We start from the raw sequence: 15,981 nt of genomic DNA on the forward strand, positions 1-15,981 counted from the left end.
TTGCAAGATGTGATTGATTTGCTTATCCTAAAAATGAACAGGAAGCTTGATGGTCGAATTGTAATTGGGCAGACCAGCGCAGACGGGATAGGCGGTGTGGGAGGGTACCATGTTTTCTTTGAGGCGGATCAAAGGGGACGTGGGGGTAGTAAAGATAAGGGAGGGGAGACGAGGAGGACTGAGGGGACGGGTAATGGTGGTAGAATACCAAATAAAATAACCTCAACACCCGAATTAGAAGAACACCTAAAATACAGAGAATACGTGGATGAAAATGGAAAGAAACACAAAAACAAAAAAGGAATTGTTGGTGCACATAACAGCGATGAATTCTTTAAAAATGATGTATTAATTAGAAGTGAGAATAAAGTTTATGATATAAATGGAAATGAAGTAAAAGGGGTTAGGCAAATCGAATATAGTATGCCTGAAATTGATGGTAAAACAGAAAAGCCAACTGGAAATTACAATCAAAGTACCAACACAAAAACCATCTATGATCCGAATATAATTTCAGATAGAGAATATGTTGATAGAGGTATAGAGGCTGTAAATAATGCGCTAGAAAAAGAGCCATCTGGCGTCTTACCACATACGTGGACAGGAGTGGATTCAAAAGGAGTCACATGGCTTGGATATTATAAAAATGGGAAAGTTACATCGTTTTTCCCAACTTCACCTTAGGAGGAATATTTATGAAAAAATTATTAGATTCTAGTGACTTAATTAGTTTAGAACACTTACCAGTACAAGATTTAATAAATTTTTGCTACACTTATGGGGTTTTTAAAAGAGCAGTGGAGTGTTTAAGTACAGGAATTGGTTTCGGAACTGATTTTGGTGGATTTACCTTTTGGAGCGATTTAGATGAATACGATAAAACTTTTTATGAAGAAGAATTTATAGGTACTGAGATTGAATACGGAGACAATTCAGTAATTATTTATTATGATATTCTTTTTCATTATCTTAAATTAGCAGCAAATAGGTATATTGAACAAAATCCTCATGATGAGCAAGAAGTTGAAAAGTATCTTGAGGACATGAAAAGAAATCTAAATATAGAGGAGAAAATCTAAATAATCAAGTTGGGGTCTGCCAAATATTTTGAGTAAACTAGTTTACAACTCCAACAACAAGATCGTACAATACAACCAACAAACAAAACACAAAACAATTGAAACACTTGATAAACTTTCAAAGGCTTATTCCACCTGAACGACGAGGAGGAATGAGCTTTTTTGTTCGCGCGAATTTAAAAGTGTATATTGTAATTGAGGAATAGACGTATGGCGTAATTAAGCTCAAGCTCGCGAAGTTACAGCACTTCAAATCAAACAGAATAAGAAATAGAGAGTAAATTCCACGGTGGGAGTATAAAGCAAAATGAAAAATAATAGCTTAATAAGTGCCGCAGAAAGAATTTCATTATTGATTTTGATAATATTCGTAATCAGAATTACAAATCACATCATTTATTAGTGCAAGAATTCCTTAGAAGGGCTGCACGTGTTATTCACGAATATTCAATTACTTTAAAGACTTTAAGGTATCCGTTTATTTCTGCATATGATGTAATGGATAGAGAGTTAGACATAGATGTCCTTCAATGGTGTCCAAAACTTGAAGAAATTCATAATGGTACTATTAAATATATGTGTCGATACTATCTTGAATGGTCAGCTTTAATAGATAAAGGGATATCAGTTGCGTTAGAACATAAGGATTTGTATGAACCGTTGATACAATTATTAGAAAGAGGAGGGAGTTTTAATATTCGTCAAAATTCAATGATTGTTGGTGAGGCTACCTTCCATCTTCCTACTTATCGTGACAAGGTAATTATGGAACAGAATGATATAAGTGAGCAATCTTTAGATCAATCGGATTTAGAACAAGACATGGAGATAAAGTGGGAAAATGAGGACGGACTGATTATTACAAGCTACCTAGAGTATGCTCAAAATAGAATTACGTCTATCAATTTTATGCTTGAACAACCAGAAAAGAAATCCCATGTAATCTTAATAAATGAATTTTTAAGAAGGGCGGCATATTTTGAACGATTTTTATATTTAAGTATCGATAGTCCGTTTGTTAATGCTGTAGAAGCGCTGGGGTATTCATATACATTAGAGATAGAAGAAGTATGTCCGGCTATTCAATCAATTGAAAGTGAATTAATCAAGTCAGTTTGTATAAATTATTTAGAACTATCAGCGTTAGTAGATCAGAAAGTACTAAAAGCTCGAAAGTATTATAATCTATATGAGCCTATGATTAAATTATTTGAAAGGGGTGGGAAAGTCATCCTTATGGATAACAATATTATTGCTGGATCAGAGATAATTCCGCTTGCAGATTGGTATGTAGACGCCATAACGAACTCACCGGAAGATATAAGTGATAGAAATTTAAATTTACTTGACTCAACTTTATTTGAGTGAAATAACTAAATAAATCTTGATATAATTTGGGCAGATTCGGGATTCACTGAGCAAGTTGATACTGAAGCTCTATAATTTTTTATTTTGAAAAAAGAATGAAGTGGTAGAGCTACTAACCTCTGGATAAACTTATCATTTAACACGTACAATTCATAAAAAATGTTTACAGCGTAACGGCAAGTCGTAAAATACAACCAACAAACCAAACACTAAAAAACTTAACAACACTTGATAAACTTTCAAAGGCTTATTCCACCTGAGCGATGAGGAGGAATGAGCCTTTTATGCATGCTCAGATTTAAGAGAGGAAAAGGAAGATGGCAAAACGGACAGGAAGGAGAGAAGATACTTAGGTTTAATTACTCAGGCACAAGCAAAGTATGAGTTGATAGTGGAGAAAGGCGGCAGAAGGAGGGGGAGTGTGTACCACAGACGCTCTCGAAATGGACAGATGGAAAACACGATGTGCTCATCGAGAACGAGCATGCCTTGCTAAGCAAGTCGCAGCTCGTTTTCAATCGTTCAGGCATCATATCACGATTGAAAAAGACGGTCAGGATTGACACTGGAGACAGACTGGACTTTTTTAAAACGAATCGCGTCCCATGTTGGAGCCATTCTCGTACCAGATTTGAGTGCGCATAAGGTACGCTTGTGGATCGGCATGCCCGAGGGACGCAAGCAAATCAAGCTGGAAGAAGAATCGTCATACGAGGTCAATCGGGCCATCGCGCCGTACATGAAAAAAGCCGCAAACGGCTCCTCGTCCGTCAGCGAGTACCAGTACACGACGTACGCCTTCGATTACGACGACCTGCTGCAAATCGGGGATGAGGTGCAGCGGGAAGGGCAAACGTTTGTCATTACAAAAGTGACTGGGAAGCTGGAGCAGGGACTCCTGAGGTGGAGCTACGTCTGCGCCGTGCCGGAAGCCGTCAAGCAAACGAAGCTGTACAACAAGGCCATCATCGGTGCGGCGATCGACGGAAAAGTGATTCAAATCGGACGAAACCAGGTCAAGCTCCACCTGAACATGGACAAAAAACAAGAGCCAAGCAAGGCCCAGTGGTTCCCGTATGCAGCGGAAGGCAACCAAATTTTGTACCTCATGCCCGAGCTCGGCTCAAAGGTAAAGCTGTACTTCCCGAGCGACGATGAAGACGACGGCATGGTCATGAACTCCGTGCGCCATGCGCCTAAAGGAGCGGCTGTCGAGAAGCAAGAGCGGCAAATGCAGGACCCCGGTGTGAAAACGTTTGGGAATCCGCAGGGGAAAGAGTTTACGCTCGGGGATAAAGAGCTGACGATGACGGCCAAGGAAGGGATGCTTTACATCTCGATGAACAAGGATGTAGGCATCAGTCTGAAAAGTACCTCGAATGTGAATATCAGTGCGAGTGGTGCTCTGACCTTGAAAGGGGCAGCCGTGTCTTTGTCCGGGACGCAGAGCTTGAACGTAAAAACGGCGTCGGATACGATAGAATTGTTGGAGGAAAACAAATCCAGTAGTGAGGAGATTAAGCTGGAGGCTAGCAAACGAAAGAAGTACGACCAGCTGTTTAGTGAATTTGAAAAACAAGTGCAGGCTAAAGGTATTGAAGCGGTGAAGAACGACCGAATACGGGCCAATTTGGATGCAGAAACTGCAGCGAATAAACAATACTGGGAGGATAATTTGTCTGCGCTTTGGAGTGCTGTGGTCGATACAGCAGATATTGCGTTTACCGCATTAATGCTCGGCAACTCCGAAGAAATTTATGAAGGGGTAAGTGGTAAAGAGGTAGGATCACTAACAGAGCGAAATCAAATGGCAAAAGGAGTCGTGCAAAGCGCTACCAATACCATTAATTATGCGGGGCAGGTACTTTCAGGGGATAAATCGCTGAGAGAAATGGGAACAGACTTGTACGAAGCAGGCAAGTCGGGCGCAAAAGAATTATACAGCGACTTCGTAGAACCTTTTGTAAAAGATGCGGAATACATGTGGGATGACACTGTAAAAGGCGGCATGTGGACCAGATCGATTGAAGAAAGCTACGAAAAAGGCCGAAATAGAGGCAAGCAAGATTTAGTTATCGCCGAGCTGCTACTCAGCCGTGGGGCTGCGTCTGCCTATAAGCAGGGAGTAAAAAAGGCAATTGACTTACCAGATGGGGATGACCAACGTGGAAAACGAGACGGTGGAAATAGAACGGGATTACTTCTCGATGGCGTAGATAACAACCGGAACAGTAGTGCATCCCTAAAGGGTGGAAAGCTAAAGACGCAGGCTAAGAGTTTTCCAAAATCGATCGAGGAATTACAAGAAATGGTTGATAAGCTTCTCAAGCAGATGGGGAACGTGCTTGGAGGAGTTGCTGTTTTTAGAGACGTTTATTCGGGTCAATATAGGTATTATTTTGTTCGGCATGATGATTTGCCTGGTAATGGAGGCGGTGGTGGAGGGAATCATCGTCGGAGTGATAATGATAATGAGGGGACGGGTGATGCTAAACTTGATGATATTATAGAAAAGGGTAAAAAGATAACAAACTTTGATAATCCTGCCGATCCGTTTAGAGATGTATTGGGTGCAGGTTCTAAGTCGCATCCAGAAGAATGGAATAAACTAATTAAAGATCTTGAAGAAAATCGAGTAGAGGTGGTTTATAGGGAAGGTGGATTAGGATATGGGCCTCTTAGAAAAGGAGAACCAGGTCAGGTTTTATTAGATCCTAATGCATCTATGAGTGCTTTAAAACATGAGTACAGTCATTTTTTAGAAGCTAAAGCGAATGGATTCCCTTCTGCTGCTGAATCATATCAAAATTGGGAAGGAAGAATTGCCGACGAACTTAAAGCTTACACTATCGAAATTGAAGAAGCGAAACGATTAGGATTAGATAATGTTGTGGAACAACTTCAAAAGAACTTTGAGGATGAGAAACAGTACATTATCGACAGGTTTAAACCGATAGATGAGTAATAACAATTAGGAAAGGAAGAAGAATAGTGGCTTCAATAGCTGAATTAGTAAAAGAACTTGAAAATGATACAATCCAGAATGAAGATTTAATTGTTTGTATGGAGGCTTACAGTTATAGAGTTGTTGTTATGGCGATGTTTAAATCGATAGAAAGAAATTATAGTAATCAAAGAATAGTTGATAGATTAGCTGAACTCAGTAAACTATTGAAAGACAATAAATTTCTTGGACCATGGCAAATGGGACATGTTGCTTTAGCAACGTTAGCGCTATTAGACAATGAAGATGCCAAAGATAAATTCAATGAACTTTTCGAGAATCTAAGTGATAATGATAAATTTCTAGTAGATAACTTTATTAAATCAGAATCATATAAAGCATAGAGAAACGGGTCTATCAAGAATTTTGTGTACGCTCATTTACAACACCAACAACAAGATAATACAATACAACCAACAATGCCACAATGCGAGCTAGCCGCCCGTGTTGTGGTCTTTTTCATTTGCTGTTATATTCCAAGCAACACAAACGTACAAGTAGCGGCTATTCAAAAATACCCCACCCAGTGCCGAATGAGTAGGGCAGTTGAATCTAAGTAGCCTTAACTCAAGTTGAATTCGTATAAAGACTTTTTCATTTTATTTGTACGCACATCAATGTTTTAGCTTTATACCCTAAAAAGTGCTATTCCGATACATTAAACAGGTCGATTATGGTCAGATACCACCATGATTGACCTGTTTTTTTGTTAGCTTCGTTTTCTCACAGTTTTTTGAAATCAATCGCAACTGTAAGGTACGTCGCTCTGATAGATAGGATGAGAAACTAACCAATCGCACCTTTAAGGATGTGTAGCACGACAATTAATAGTAGTGGGGGCTACATCGAAAATATTTTTGATTTTATCAGCAACTGAATGGCAAGTTATCGCGATTGTTACTGTGAAGAAATGAATCTGGTGACGACCAGTTGACATATAACAGGTAAGGTAACGTGTAGGCTAGCCGCCTTCCTAACTTCATAGCCGCTCCGAGGCGGAACTAAATTGCGAGAAGGAAGGTAAAGGGAATGAAGGATTTTGTTCAAATTCAGAATTGTCAAGCCGCTAATGAGTAAATGGACAAGGTAAGTCAAGAGAGTCAGTTCACATCACAGCATAAAGGGTTTACAAAAGTGCCGCATAAAATCCATCGGTGCTACGGCTTAACACATTATGAGAAGCTGATTCTGATTGACCTAATCGCTTATATGAGCGACAAACGTCAATGCTATCCGACCATCGAAATGATTGCCCGAAATGTCGGATGCAGTTCAAAGTCAGTAGAACGCCATATCAAGGAATTGGCAGACAAGAAGATGATTCTGGTCAGTCAGGGTAAGAACAACACGTATTTCCTGCCAAATTATCTGCATTGCCACCCATATCTGCTTATGTCAGAAAAGACTCATGAGTTTATTAGGAGTATACGGAAGCAGGTAAACGAGCGAGAGTTGACGCTTTGGATTCAGGGAATGGTCAAGCGTGACGAATACAAGTCGTATAAGAAGGTTTTTTAAACGAGTACGTTGAGAGACGAGATTATATGGCGGTTATCTATTCAGATGAATACGATGTAGGGGATGAAGGGTATTTTGGTGAAAATTGCATTTTGTTTTATTATGGTGTAGATGATACTTATGATATTGTCAGTTATAAAGAACTATATGATTACTTGCAGGTAGCATGTAATTTCTATATTGAAAAGAACGAAGACAAAAAAGATGAAGTTAACGAGTATTTATTGAGAATTAAAGAGAAATATAGTATTTAAGAATAATGGGTAGAATCCAGATTTTTTTGTAAGCCTATTTACAACCTCAACAACAAGATCATACAATACAACCAATAAACCAAGCATTAAACCATTCAGACACTAATAAACGTTCAAAAGCTCATTCCCACTTGAATCATGAGTAGGAATGAGCTTTTTTGTCATCCAAGAGCATATATGGAGCAGGTATGAGTGGGATGTAGCGGCAAACGAGACTCTCGCGGTCATGACGAAACGAACCTTGGATAAACAGATCCGCCGAGGTGGAAGGGAAGTTTGCGGCCTTTGGGGATACGTTGGCTGGTTTGTGGGGGGCGGCGGTAGACGCGGGCGACCTGGTTGTGACAGGGGTTTTGGGAGGCGATGACGCCCAGCCCAAAGCTTGTATGAGTTTGTGAGCGGCTCCGAAGTCGGTTCGCTGACCGAGAGGAACAATCTGGCCAAAGGAGCGGTGGAAGTCGCCACGAACACAATCGAATATGTAGAGAACGTGGCTTCAGGCAAAAAATCATGGCAGGACGTAGCCCAAGATGCAGGCGAAGCAGCCGTCTCGATCGGGACAGGATTATACAACGATTACATCGACCCTTTTGTGAAAGACGAGAAGTACAAACAGGATAATTTGCACGGCGGTCTGTGGACCCGCTCGGTCGACGAAAGCTACGCAAAAGGGCAAAACGAATTTAAGAAAGACATGGTCGTAGCGGAAGCCGTACTGACGGTGTATAGCGGTGGAATGGGCACAGCAGCATTAAAAGGCGGTAAATTGGTGGCGAAGCTGGACGTGGATGCGCCGCATGGTTCCAAAAAGCCGCACGCTAATAGTGATTCGGACGGCGGAAAGGGAAGAGGCGGACCCCTGCACGGCTCCGGCAAAAATGACCTGCTGGAAGGCACGCCCCTCAAGGACGGGAAGCTCAAGACGAAGGCCAAGCTATTCGCTAGAGCTCCAACTTGACAAAAATCGTGAGCGTTAATGACAAAAGCGAAAAAACAACCGATAAAAAACCGCCAACCCGCCAAGGAACTGGCGGTTTTTTGCGCCCGAATCTCGTAAACTCCTAAAATCTGGAGACAAATTTGCCGTTAACAAGGAGAGAGAAGCCACTTTTTCCAAGTGGAAAAAACAAAGGCAAAAATCAGCAAACAGAGGAAGTGACTCCATGGAGTTCGAATTTCACGTCACACTTGACGACGTCGCTTTAGACGACAAAGCAGCGTTTATCGGCATCTGCCAAGCGCAGCAAGTAAAACCGCTGATGATTGTCCTCGACAAAGGGAATTACATCCACCAGCCGATGATGACGGGGGTGATCCAGCGCCCGGACTTTCAGGCAGCCAAGAGCGAGATGGACAGGATTGCCGCTGTGTTTCAGGAGGGCGGATTTACGGTTGTCCGTAAAAAAGTAGAGATTTCGCCAAAAGAAACGGCCTATTTTCACGCGCCGATTACAGAGCGATTCAAGCCGTATTTTGAATGGCATGGAAAAGTGGAGATCGAGGATGTCGACGGACTGAAACAACTGTGCAAGCCATCCGGTGGACATATCTCTCGAAACTCGCTCAATCCGAACGGAAAAGTCAGGTTTGTGACGGTTCGGGAGTACGAGAGCGAAGCGCAGTTTTACGAGCGGGTCAAGCAGATTCATATTGCTTTGCAGGAAAAGCAAATCGCGCTTGTAAAAGAACAATTCGAGTTGTGCATTTACGACAGCAGAGAGGAACTGGACAGCGGCTGGATTTCGTAGGGCGCAGGAAAGGAAGGGGATAGCACTATGAACGGGAATGAAAAGCTGCATCTAAACCTGAGCAGCCTGGATGAGGATACCAGGGAACTTGTCGTGTTGGAAGCGTTGCTAAAAAGAATGGCTTTGGTGAACATGCCGTTTGTCTTGAAGGGCAGCTTGCTGACACGGCAGTATTTGGCGAATCCGGACATGCGGGACGTGGATGACATCGATTTTTTGTACGCGGGGAAAATTCGCGATGCAGAGCATGCGCACGAGACGTTTACAAGCGCATTAATCCGGGCGACAGAGATGGATTTGCAAGATGGCATCGTGTTCAGGAGTTTCCGCGAGAACGCCTTTTGGCGAAGGATCGACTATGCGATGGCGGACGATTTTCCGACTGTGAATACCGATATCGCCTACTATTTTGCGGGAGAAAAGCGCGAAGCCAATCGGTATCACGAGCTGTATCTGGACATTTCCTTTCACCTCGACATGCAGCTTGCGCCTGTCTCACTGGAGTACCGGCCTGTGCTGGGCGACAGCTTCTGCGTAACGTACACGGTGCCGCTGTCGATCCAGGTGGCGTGGAAGCTGCATCAGACGATCGTGCGCCCGCGATTTAAAGACCTCTACGATTTGAACTACTTGCTGGCTCATCCAGCGTACGATGAACAGGCGTTGGCGGAGACGTTGCAGGCTTTAGTGGACGAATGCAGGCTTGAGCCATCGATTGCGAAGCACGATATGCAAAAAGTATTGGTGCATGATCTAGCAGATCTGTATCCTTTGCTGATCAATGATTACGAGCTGAGAAAGTATGCAGGAGGCAACAACCAGAAGCTGTTCTACATGGAGTTTGCCCAAGAGCTGCGCAAAACGATGAATCTGGCGGGCATCAACAAAGCTGCTTTTGCAAATTTGCCAAGCCCGAGCATGCCCACATAATATGTCAAAAGAACCTTGAGCGGCGTTGTCCGCCAAGGTTCTTTTTGTCGCTGCTTTCTCGCTCCGTTGTTATACGAGCTTCGCTTTTTTTACGTGCTTTCTCAGCATCAGATGGCCAAAGTAAGCGCCGAGCAGTCCGCCGACCAAAGAGATCGAGCACATGAGCAAGATCATTTTAGGCGTATCGAAATAGTAAAGCATGTTTTCAATAGCCGCCGCCGAGTACGTTTTTTTCAAAATCGCCATGTACGAGTCGCGGAAGAAAATAAGCGGAACGACTCCGCACAGGGAATAGCCGACATAAAAAATTCCGTAAGCGATGGCATTGCGAGCGGAATGGACGGAAACATCTTTTTTCCAGAGGATCAGTTCCCCGATCAGCCCGATGACAGCGAGTGTCAGCATGTAGTTGGCATAGCCGAAACCGACGAAGTACAGACCCGTAATGATCGCGGTGAGAAACAGCGCTCCCGGTTTTCTGATTTTGTTGGACATAACCATGTAAAACGGGCCGTTGAGCAAGCCGGTAAGGCCGCCGACCAAAAGGGGCGAAATAACCGAGACGGCGGGACAAAAAGTCATGATGATGAGCATGATGACGTTGAAAATAGCCAAGGTAATAAAGTCGCGCATGGTCCATCTATTCGGGACAGCCAGCGTTTGAGCTTGCATGTAGCATCCTTCCTCTTCTTCAAAATGGTGTCCGTCGGCGAGTTGACCAGACGGATGAGACAAGCGAGTTCAATCTCCTCCTTTTCCCAAAATCCCCATCCAACAAAGCATGGTCACAAGGTATGTCGATGTCACGGAAGTATGAAAAAGTACAAGACACTGATAATGATAATTGTTATCAAAGTAAAAAGAAAGCTAAAATTTCTATTTTTTGGGACGTTTTTTCTCAAATATCGCCAATAATCTCCTTTTTTTGCCTTTTTTCTCGTCCGCAGTTAAAATTTCTAGTTCGTTTGGCATGGAAAGGGATGGGTGTACCTTCCCGATTGTAAAAAAATGACTGTGAACGACCTAAGGCGAGAACGAGAGAGGAAGCAAGCCCTGATCTGGCGAAAAAGCAGCCAAATGGACATTGTATAAATTTGTAAAAGGTGATAATCGTTATCATGCTTGTTACGTAAGCAATGGACGAATGGCGCACGACATAGCTGACCGTCTGTAAAACCGAATGGAGGAATGACTATGGACATGGTGAAACCGGCTGAGAGATGGCTGCTTGCCGAGCCTGATCAACACGACCAAATCCGCCTTTTTTGCTTCCCTTTTGCCGGGGGAGGAGCATCGATTTACAGGGGATGGGCGCAAGAGCTGCCCGCAGGAGTAGGGGTGTACCCGATTCAGCTTCCTGGCCGAGAAAACAGGCTGATGGAATCCGCCATCCGCGAGATGGATACGCTGGTTGCGGCGATTAGCCAGGCGATTCAGCCTTACCTGGATCGGCCGTTTCTTTTTTTCGGGCATAGCTTGGGCACAAAAATTGCGTTCGAGCTGGCGCGCTCCGTTCGCAGAAACTGGCAGTTGGCGCCAAGCCGTTTGATTGTGTCAGGGGCTCGTGCTCCGCATATCCCGGAGCCGAATCCGCTGTACCATTTGCCGCAGGAACTGTTCGTCGAGGAGCTGCGGCGGTTTGCCGGGACACCGGAGGCGATTTTGCGCAGCAAAGAGCTGATGGAGCTGTTCATGCCGCTGCTGCGCGCAGATTTCACGCTGGACGACACGTATTTGTTCAAAGAGGAGCCGCCGCTCGAATGTCCGATCTCTGCTTTTTGCGGCACACATGACCGAGAGGCGAGCGAGGAGGAAATGGCGGCTTGGGCGCAACATACGGCTGGCGACTTTACGATGAGCATCATCGAAGGCGAGCATTTTTTCCTGACGACGAACAGAGAGGAACTGTTGCGGCAGCTCTCCCCGATTTTGGCGGGGCATCTGAAAATGGCAGGGAACGAAGCAGCAAGTGAGCGGAGATGAGGTCAAACGCCGATAACGCTCGCCCGAAAGTGATCGTGGCGGAGTGGCAATTGGATCGTCATGCCGATCGGACAGATCTGCATCTTGCAGAAGCGGAGCTGCACATTTGGCTGGCGCACGTCCCTGCCTTTCGCGGGAAGGAACATGCGCTGCGCGAGGCGCTGACCCAAGAAGAAGTCGAGCGGATGGAGCGGTTTTATTTTGCGGCGGATCGGGAGCGATTCGCCGTCGCCCATGCCCTCGTGCGTGCCTTGTGCGGGCGCTATGAAGACATGCCTGTCGAGCGCGTCCAGATTGCGGCGGATCATCGCGGGAAGCCCGAACTGCGCACAGAGCGCAGCGCAGGGAAGCTCGCGTTTAACCTGTCCCATTCCGGGGAGCTGGTTGCGGCTGTCTTTGCGAGAGGGCGCAGCGTGGGAATTGACGTGGAATGGATTCGGGACATACCCGAATGGCCGCAGTTGGCGCAGCAATTCCATCCCGTCGAGCAGAAGCTGCTGCATGCGGCTGCCGCCGGGAAGCAGCAGCAAATGTTTTTCGACTGCTGGGCGCGCAAGGAAGCGTTTGTCAAGGCGACGGGGGAGGGCTTGTCACGCCCTCTCGATTCTTTTTGGATTGCAGAGGATGGCGAGCAGGGAATTTTTCGCGTAAATGGAGAGGGAGCAGCTCGGAATACATGGACGATTTTGGATTTCAGCGCGGCAGCAGGATATTCCGCGGCGATTGCTTTTGATCAGGGAGAACAGCAGATACATCCGGTGTTTTTGCGTGTCTAGCCGCTGAGAAAAACCGTGTGGAAACGAGAAACTTCTATTATACATATCAACTTGCTTGGTTTTTGAAAGTCCTTATTTTTATGTAAGTAAATGTAAAATCATCCCCGAGAAATGAAGGAAACGGGAGAAAGTGGAAGAAAATGCGCCGTTTCCTTCCAAAATGTAGAAAAAATAGACTACATAAGGAATTGACAATGAGAATCAGTATCAATATTTTGGTTGGTAGACAAACCAGCATGACCGACAGCGAATTTGGCAATGACCTGCATCATTCGGCTTGGGGTACGGACATACACCCGCGGCTATCTTGGAGGAGGAACGAATGAGAGCAAGCACCGATTGGTTTGAGCAAGCAGCAGAAACGTATGTACAACGCGGGTTTTGGGAGCCGTTGACTCTGGGGGAGCAACTGCGCCGATGGGCGGAAAAGTATCAGGACAAAGTGGCGTTGGTCGAGGATGAAGCGAGACTGACTTATCAGGAGCTGGATGTGAAGGCAGATGCGCTTGCCTCTGGCCTGTACCGCATGGGCATCCGCAAAGGCGACAAAGTCGCGGTCCAGCTTCCGAACCGGACTGCTTTTGTCCTGACATGCTTTGCCCTGTTTCGCATCGGGGCAGTGCCGATTCTCGTATTGCCTGCCCACAGGGAGGCGGAACTGGACGGGATTTTTTCGCTCGCTAAGCCCGTTGCCTATATTATTCCCACCACGTTTCTGGGCTTTGACTATACAAAGCTGGCGGAACATTTGGTCAAAAAACACGCGTGCGTGCAGTTCGTTTTGACCGATGGAGAAAGCGGCATCGGCACGAATCTGGCGACGATCAGCGGCCCGCCGATGTTGTTCGACGGCCCGGCTTATACAGATACGGCATTGCTGCTGTTGTCAGGCGGTACGACGGGCACGCCAAAACTGATTCCGCGCACACACACCGACTACGCCTACAATGCGCGAGCAATGGCTGCTCGCTGCGAGCTGACGGACGAGAGCGTCTATCTTGCTGTTCTGCCGATCGCGCACAATTTTCCGCTGTGTTGCCCTGGCATTCTCGGCGCGTTTTCGGTCGGCGGCAAGGTTGTGTTGTGTCAAACGACCAGCTGCGATGAAGCTTTTCCGCTGATTGAAAAAGAAAAAGTGACGATTACGGCATTGGTGCCTGCGCTTGTCAACGTCTGGCTGGAAGTTCTGGAATGGGATACGGAGAGCGATTTGTCCAGCCTGAAAGTGTTGCAGGTGGGCGGCTCGATGCTCGATGACAAGGTGGCTGGCCGCATCATGCGGGAGTGGACGTGCAAGCTCCAGCAAGTGTTCGGAATGGCGGAAGGCTTGATTTGCGGCACGTCGCTAGGCGATTCCGACGAAGTCATCATGACGACCCAGGGGCGGCCGATTTCCGAAGCAGACGAGGTACGGATCGTCGATGAGAACGGAGACGATGTGGCACCAGGCGAATACGGAGAGCTGATCGTCCGCGGGCCGTACACGATTCGCGGGTACTACCTGGCACCGGAACAAAATCGCGAAAGCTTCACGGAAGACGGCTTTTACCGCTCGGGAGACAAAGCGCGGTTCACGCCGGAAGGCAATATCCAGGTAGGCGGACGGATCAAGGAAATGATCAACCGCGCGGGCGAAAAAATCATGCCAGCCGAAGTCGAGTCGTACTTGCGTCTGCACCCGGACATCAGGGATGCCGCTCTGATTACACTGCCTGATTCCACGCTGGGGGAGAGAAGCTGCGCATTCGTCATCACGGACAATCCGGAGTTGACGCTGGCGGATATTCACGCCTTTTTCCAGGAGAAGGGCGTTGCGCGCTACAAAATGCCTGACCAGTTGGAATTTGCTCACAGCTGGCCGCTGACCAGTGTGGGGAAGGTCAATAAAAACAAGCTCAAGGAGATGGCTATGGCGAAACAAGTGGAGGCAACTGCGCCGATCAACACTTATCGGGAAGAAACGTTTGCTTTTGCAGGAGATGTTCATTTGGCGGCGGCAGAAATCGTCGAGCGTGGACTTTTTGAAGATTATGTACTCTACGAAAACGGGGATGAGCTGTCGATCGGAATGGGCATCCACGCTCTGGCTACCGTAGATGCGCAGCAGACGAAAATGGTTTGCGGCGGCGAGACGGCAACCTACGAAAACGCAGAGCTCGGCGAGACGATCGAACGAGCCTTCGCCGCTGTGCCGCTGGCCGACTGGCGCGCATACGGCACCGTGAACTTCGGCATGGCCCGTTACTACAACGGACTGCCGCTTGCTACCGAAGACCCGAATCTGCTCAAGCTGTTCATTCCGCAAGCAGAGGTGCGATTCCACAAGGGCGAGGTGCTTTTGCGGACGCTTGCAAAAGAGCACAGCGAGCAACTGGGGCAGCTTTTGCGTGAAGTGTTCGCGGAGTTGGCTGGCAAAGCACCGCAGAGCAGTCTGGCAGAGCGCGCAGGAAAAGAAAAGCTGGCTGTTCCGCAGGCAGATACGCACGGGGCAGAGACGTACATGCAGGGAGTTGCGGAAGCGGTTCGGGAAATTTCCGAGCGCAAATACCACAAGGTCATTTTGTCCAGAAAAATTCCGGTGTCCGAAGAGCTGGACATGGTTGCGAGCTACGTCGCCGGGCGCAGAGTCAACACTCCGGCACGTTCGTTCCTGGTTCGTCTGGAAGGGATGAATGCGGCGGGCTTCAGTCCGGAAACGGTTGTCGAGGTGGACAGCGAAGGCTGGGTCAGCACTTATCCGCTGGCGGGCACGCGTTCCAAAGGGGGCAGCGAAGCGGAGAGCGACAAGCTGAAAGCAGAGCTGCTCAACGATCCGAAAGAAATTGCCGAGCACGCCGTTTCGGTCAAGCTGGCTTTTGAAGAGATGAGGAGCGTCTGCGACGCTTCGACGATCTTGTTGACTGATTTCATGACCGTGGCGAGCAGAGGAACGGTGCAGCATATCGCTTCCAGGCTGAAAGGAAAACTCATGGAAGGCCGCAATTCTTGGCATGCGTTCCGGGCGCTGTTCCCGGCTGTGACGGCGTCAGGGATTCCGAAACGGGAGTCGATCGAAGCGATCGGCAGACTGGAGAGCGTACCGCGCAATTTGTACAGCGGATGCGTCATGACGTATGACGAGAGCGGAGCGATGGACGCGGCGCTCGTGCTGCGGACGATCTACCAAAAAGACGGCCAAGCGTGGCTACATGCCGGGGCTGGCGTAGTCGAAATGTCGCTGCCTGAGCGCGAACTGGAAGAGACGCGCGAGAAGCTGAGCAGTTTTTCCCGTCAGCTCGTCATGGCGAGCCGCGAGCTGGAGGCAGTGAAGCAACAATAGGG

Annotated in this window: 14 protein-coding genes and 1 pseudogene; 14 read left to right on the plus strand and 1 reads right to left on the minus strand. The window is 46.9% G+C overall.

Features of this window, described 5'->3' with window-relative positions; all coding sequences use genetic code 11:
- From M2298_RS15365 to M2298_RS15415, 11 genes and pseudogenes are all read left to right on the plus strand, one after another.
- On the plus strand, positions 1 to 684 hold a 684-nt coding region (locus M2298_RS15365; protein ID WP_280648687.1), incomplete at its 5' end, for a CdiA family toxin C-terminal domain-containing protein.
- Positions 685 to 695: 11 nt separating this feature from the next.
- Positions 696 to 1,079, plus strand: coding sequence for a ribonuclease toxin immunity protein CdiI (cdiI, locus tag M2298_RS15370; protein WP_173596774.1), 384 nt, complete (start codon positions 696 to 698; stop codon positions 1,077 to 1,079).
- 498 nt (positions 1,080 to 1,577) lie between these two features.
- Positions 1,578 to 2,447: a hypothetical protein gene (locus tag M2298_RS15375; RefSeq protein ID WP_173596775.1), complete on the plus strand. Its 870-nt coding sequence runs from the start codon at positions 1,578 to 1,580 to the stop codon at positions 2,445 to 2,447.
- A 465-nt stretch (positions 2,448 to 2,912) separates the two neighbouring features.
- The gene (locus M2298_RS15380; protein WP_280648688.1) at positions 2,913 to 3,092 is read left to right on the plus strand and encodes a hypothetical protein; all 180 of its coding nucleotides are present in this window, start codon (positions 2,913 to 2,915) and stop codon (positions 3,090 to 3,092) included.
- The gene (locus M2298_RS15385) at positions 3,007 to 5,412 is read left to right on the plus strand and encodes a late control protein (RefSeq protein ID WP_254456832.1); all 2,406 of its coding nucleotides are present in this window, start codon (positions 3,007 to 3,009) and stop codon (positions 5,410 to 5,412) included. The genes M2298_RS15380 and M2298_RS15385 overlap by 86 nt, the downstream gene beginning before the upstream one ends.
- A 26-nt stretch (positions 5,413 to 5,438) precedes the next feature.
- Complete coding sequence (locus tag M2298_RS15390; RefSeq protein WP_173596776.1) at positions 5,439 to 5,795, plus strand: hypothetical protein; 357 nt, start codon at positions 5,439 to 5,441, stop codon at positions 5,793 to 5,795.
- 733 nt (positions 5,796 to 6,528) lie between these two features.
- Entirely contained in the window at positions 6,529 to 6,969 is a 441-nt protein-coding gene (locus tag M2298_RS15395) for a helix-turn-helix domain-containing protein (protein WP_141254290.1), read from the plus strand.
- A 5-nt stretch (positions 6,970 to 6,974) separates the two neighbouring features.
- Positions 6,975 to 7,223 (plus strand): annotated as a pseudogene (gene cdiI / locus M2298_RS15400) (ribonuclease toxin immunity protein CdiI); the annotation flags it as partial.
- 394 nt (positions 7,224 to 7,617) lie between these two features.
- Entirely contained in the window at positions 7,618 to 8,181 is a 564-nt protein-coding gene (locus M2298_RS15405; protein WP_280648689.1) for a hypothetical protein, read from the plus strand.
- 205 nt (positions 8,182 to 8,386) lie between these two features.
- Positions 8,387 to 8,971, plus strand: a complete 585-nt coding sequence (locus tag M2298_RS15410; RefSeq protein WP_280648690.1) for a hypothetical protein — start codon at positions 8,387 to 8,389, stop codon at positions 8,969 to 8,971.
- Positions 8,972 to 8,998: 27 nt separating this feature from the next.
- Entirely contained in the window at positions 8,999 to 9,901 is a 903-nt protein-coding gene (locus M2298_RS15415; protein ID WP_280648691.1) for a nucleotidyl transferase AbiEii/AbiGii toxin family protein, read from the plus strand.
- A gap of 69 nt (positions 9,902 to 9,970) precedes the next feature.
- Here the strand turns inward: M2298_RS15415 and M2298_RS15420 are convergent, their stop codons facing one another.
- Positions 9,971 to 10,573: an MptD family putative ECF transporter S component gene (locus M2298_RS15420; protein WP_063227909.1), complete on the minus strand. Its 603-nt coding sequence runs from the start codon at positions 10,571 to 10,573 to the stop codon at positions 9,971 to 9,973.
- 522 nt (positions 10,574 to 11,095) lie between these two features.
- Here M2298_RS15420 and M2298_RS15425 point away from each other — a divergent pair.
- From M2298_RS15425 to M2298_RS15435, 3 genes are all read left to right on the plus strand, one after another.
- Positions 11,096 to 11,884, plus strand: coding sequence for a thioesterase II family protein (locus tag M2298_RS15425; RefSeq protein ID WP_173596781.1), 789 nt, complete (start codon positions 11,096 to 11,098; stop codon positions 11,882 to 11,884).
- Positions 11,881 to 12,660 (plus strand): 4'-phosphopantetheinyl transferase family protein, encoded by a 780-nt coding sequence (locus tag M2298_RS15430; protein WP_280648692.1) that lies wholly within the window; start codon positions 11,881 to 11,883, stop codon positions 12,658 to 12,660. The genes M2298_RS15425 and M2298_RS15430 overlap by 4 nt, the downstream gene beginning before the upstream one ends.
- A gap of 322 nt (positions 12,661 to 12,982) precedes the next feature.
- Complete coding sequence (locus M2298_RS15435; RefSeq protein WP_280648693.1) at positions 12,983 to 15,979, plus strand: salicylate synthase; 2,997 nt, start codon at positions 12,983 to 12,985, stop codon at positions 15,977 to 15,979.
- Positions 15,980 to 15,981 lie beyond the last annotated feature (2 nt).

Origin of the sequence: Brevibacillus sp. 1238 (assembly GCF_029892995.1) — a bacterium.
Classification (GTDB): domain Bacteria; phylum Bacillota; class Bacilli; order Brevibacillales; family Brevibacillaceae; genus Brevibacillus; species Brevibacillus parabrevis.

Bases quoted from the DNA above. Each gene is read 5' to 3' on its own strand.
- M2298_RS15430 (WP_280648692.1), top strand. From the start codon at position 11,881: ATGAGGTCAAACGCCGATAACGCTCGCCCGAAAGTGATCGTGGCGGAG.
- M2298_RS15425 (WP_173596781.1), top strand. From the start codon at position 11,096: ATGGACATGGTGAAACCGGCTGAGAGATGGCTGCTTGCCGAGCCTGAT.
- M2298_RS15410 (WP_280648690.1), top strand. From the start codon at position 8,387: ATGGAGTTCGAATTTCACGTCACACTTGACGACGTCGCTTTAGACGAC.
- M2298_RS15395 (WP_141254290.1), top strand. From the start codon at position 6,529: ATGGACAAGGTAAGTCAAGAGAGTCAGTTCACATCACAGCATAAAGGG.
- cdiI (WP_173596774.1), top strand. From the start codon at position 696: ATGAAAAAATTATTAGATTCTAGTGACTTAATTAGTTTAGAACACTTA.
- M2298_RS15375 (WP_173596775.1), top strand. From the start codon at position 1,578: ATGGATAGAGAGTTAGACATAGATGTCCTTCAATGGTGTCCAAAACTT.
- M2298_RS15420 (WP_063227909.1), bottom strand. From the start codon at position 10,573: ATGCAAGCTCAAACGCTGGCTGTCCCGAATAGATGGACCATGCGCGAC.
- M2298_RS15415 (WP_280648691.1), top strand. From the start codon at position 8,999: ATGAACGGGAATGAAAAGCTGCATCTAAACCTGAGCAGCCTGGATGAG.
- M2298_RS15435 (WP_280648693.1), top strand. From the start codon at position 12,983: ATGAGAGCAAGCACCGATTGGTTTGAGCAAGCAGCAGAAACGTATGTA.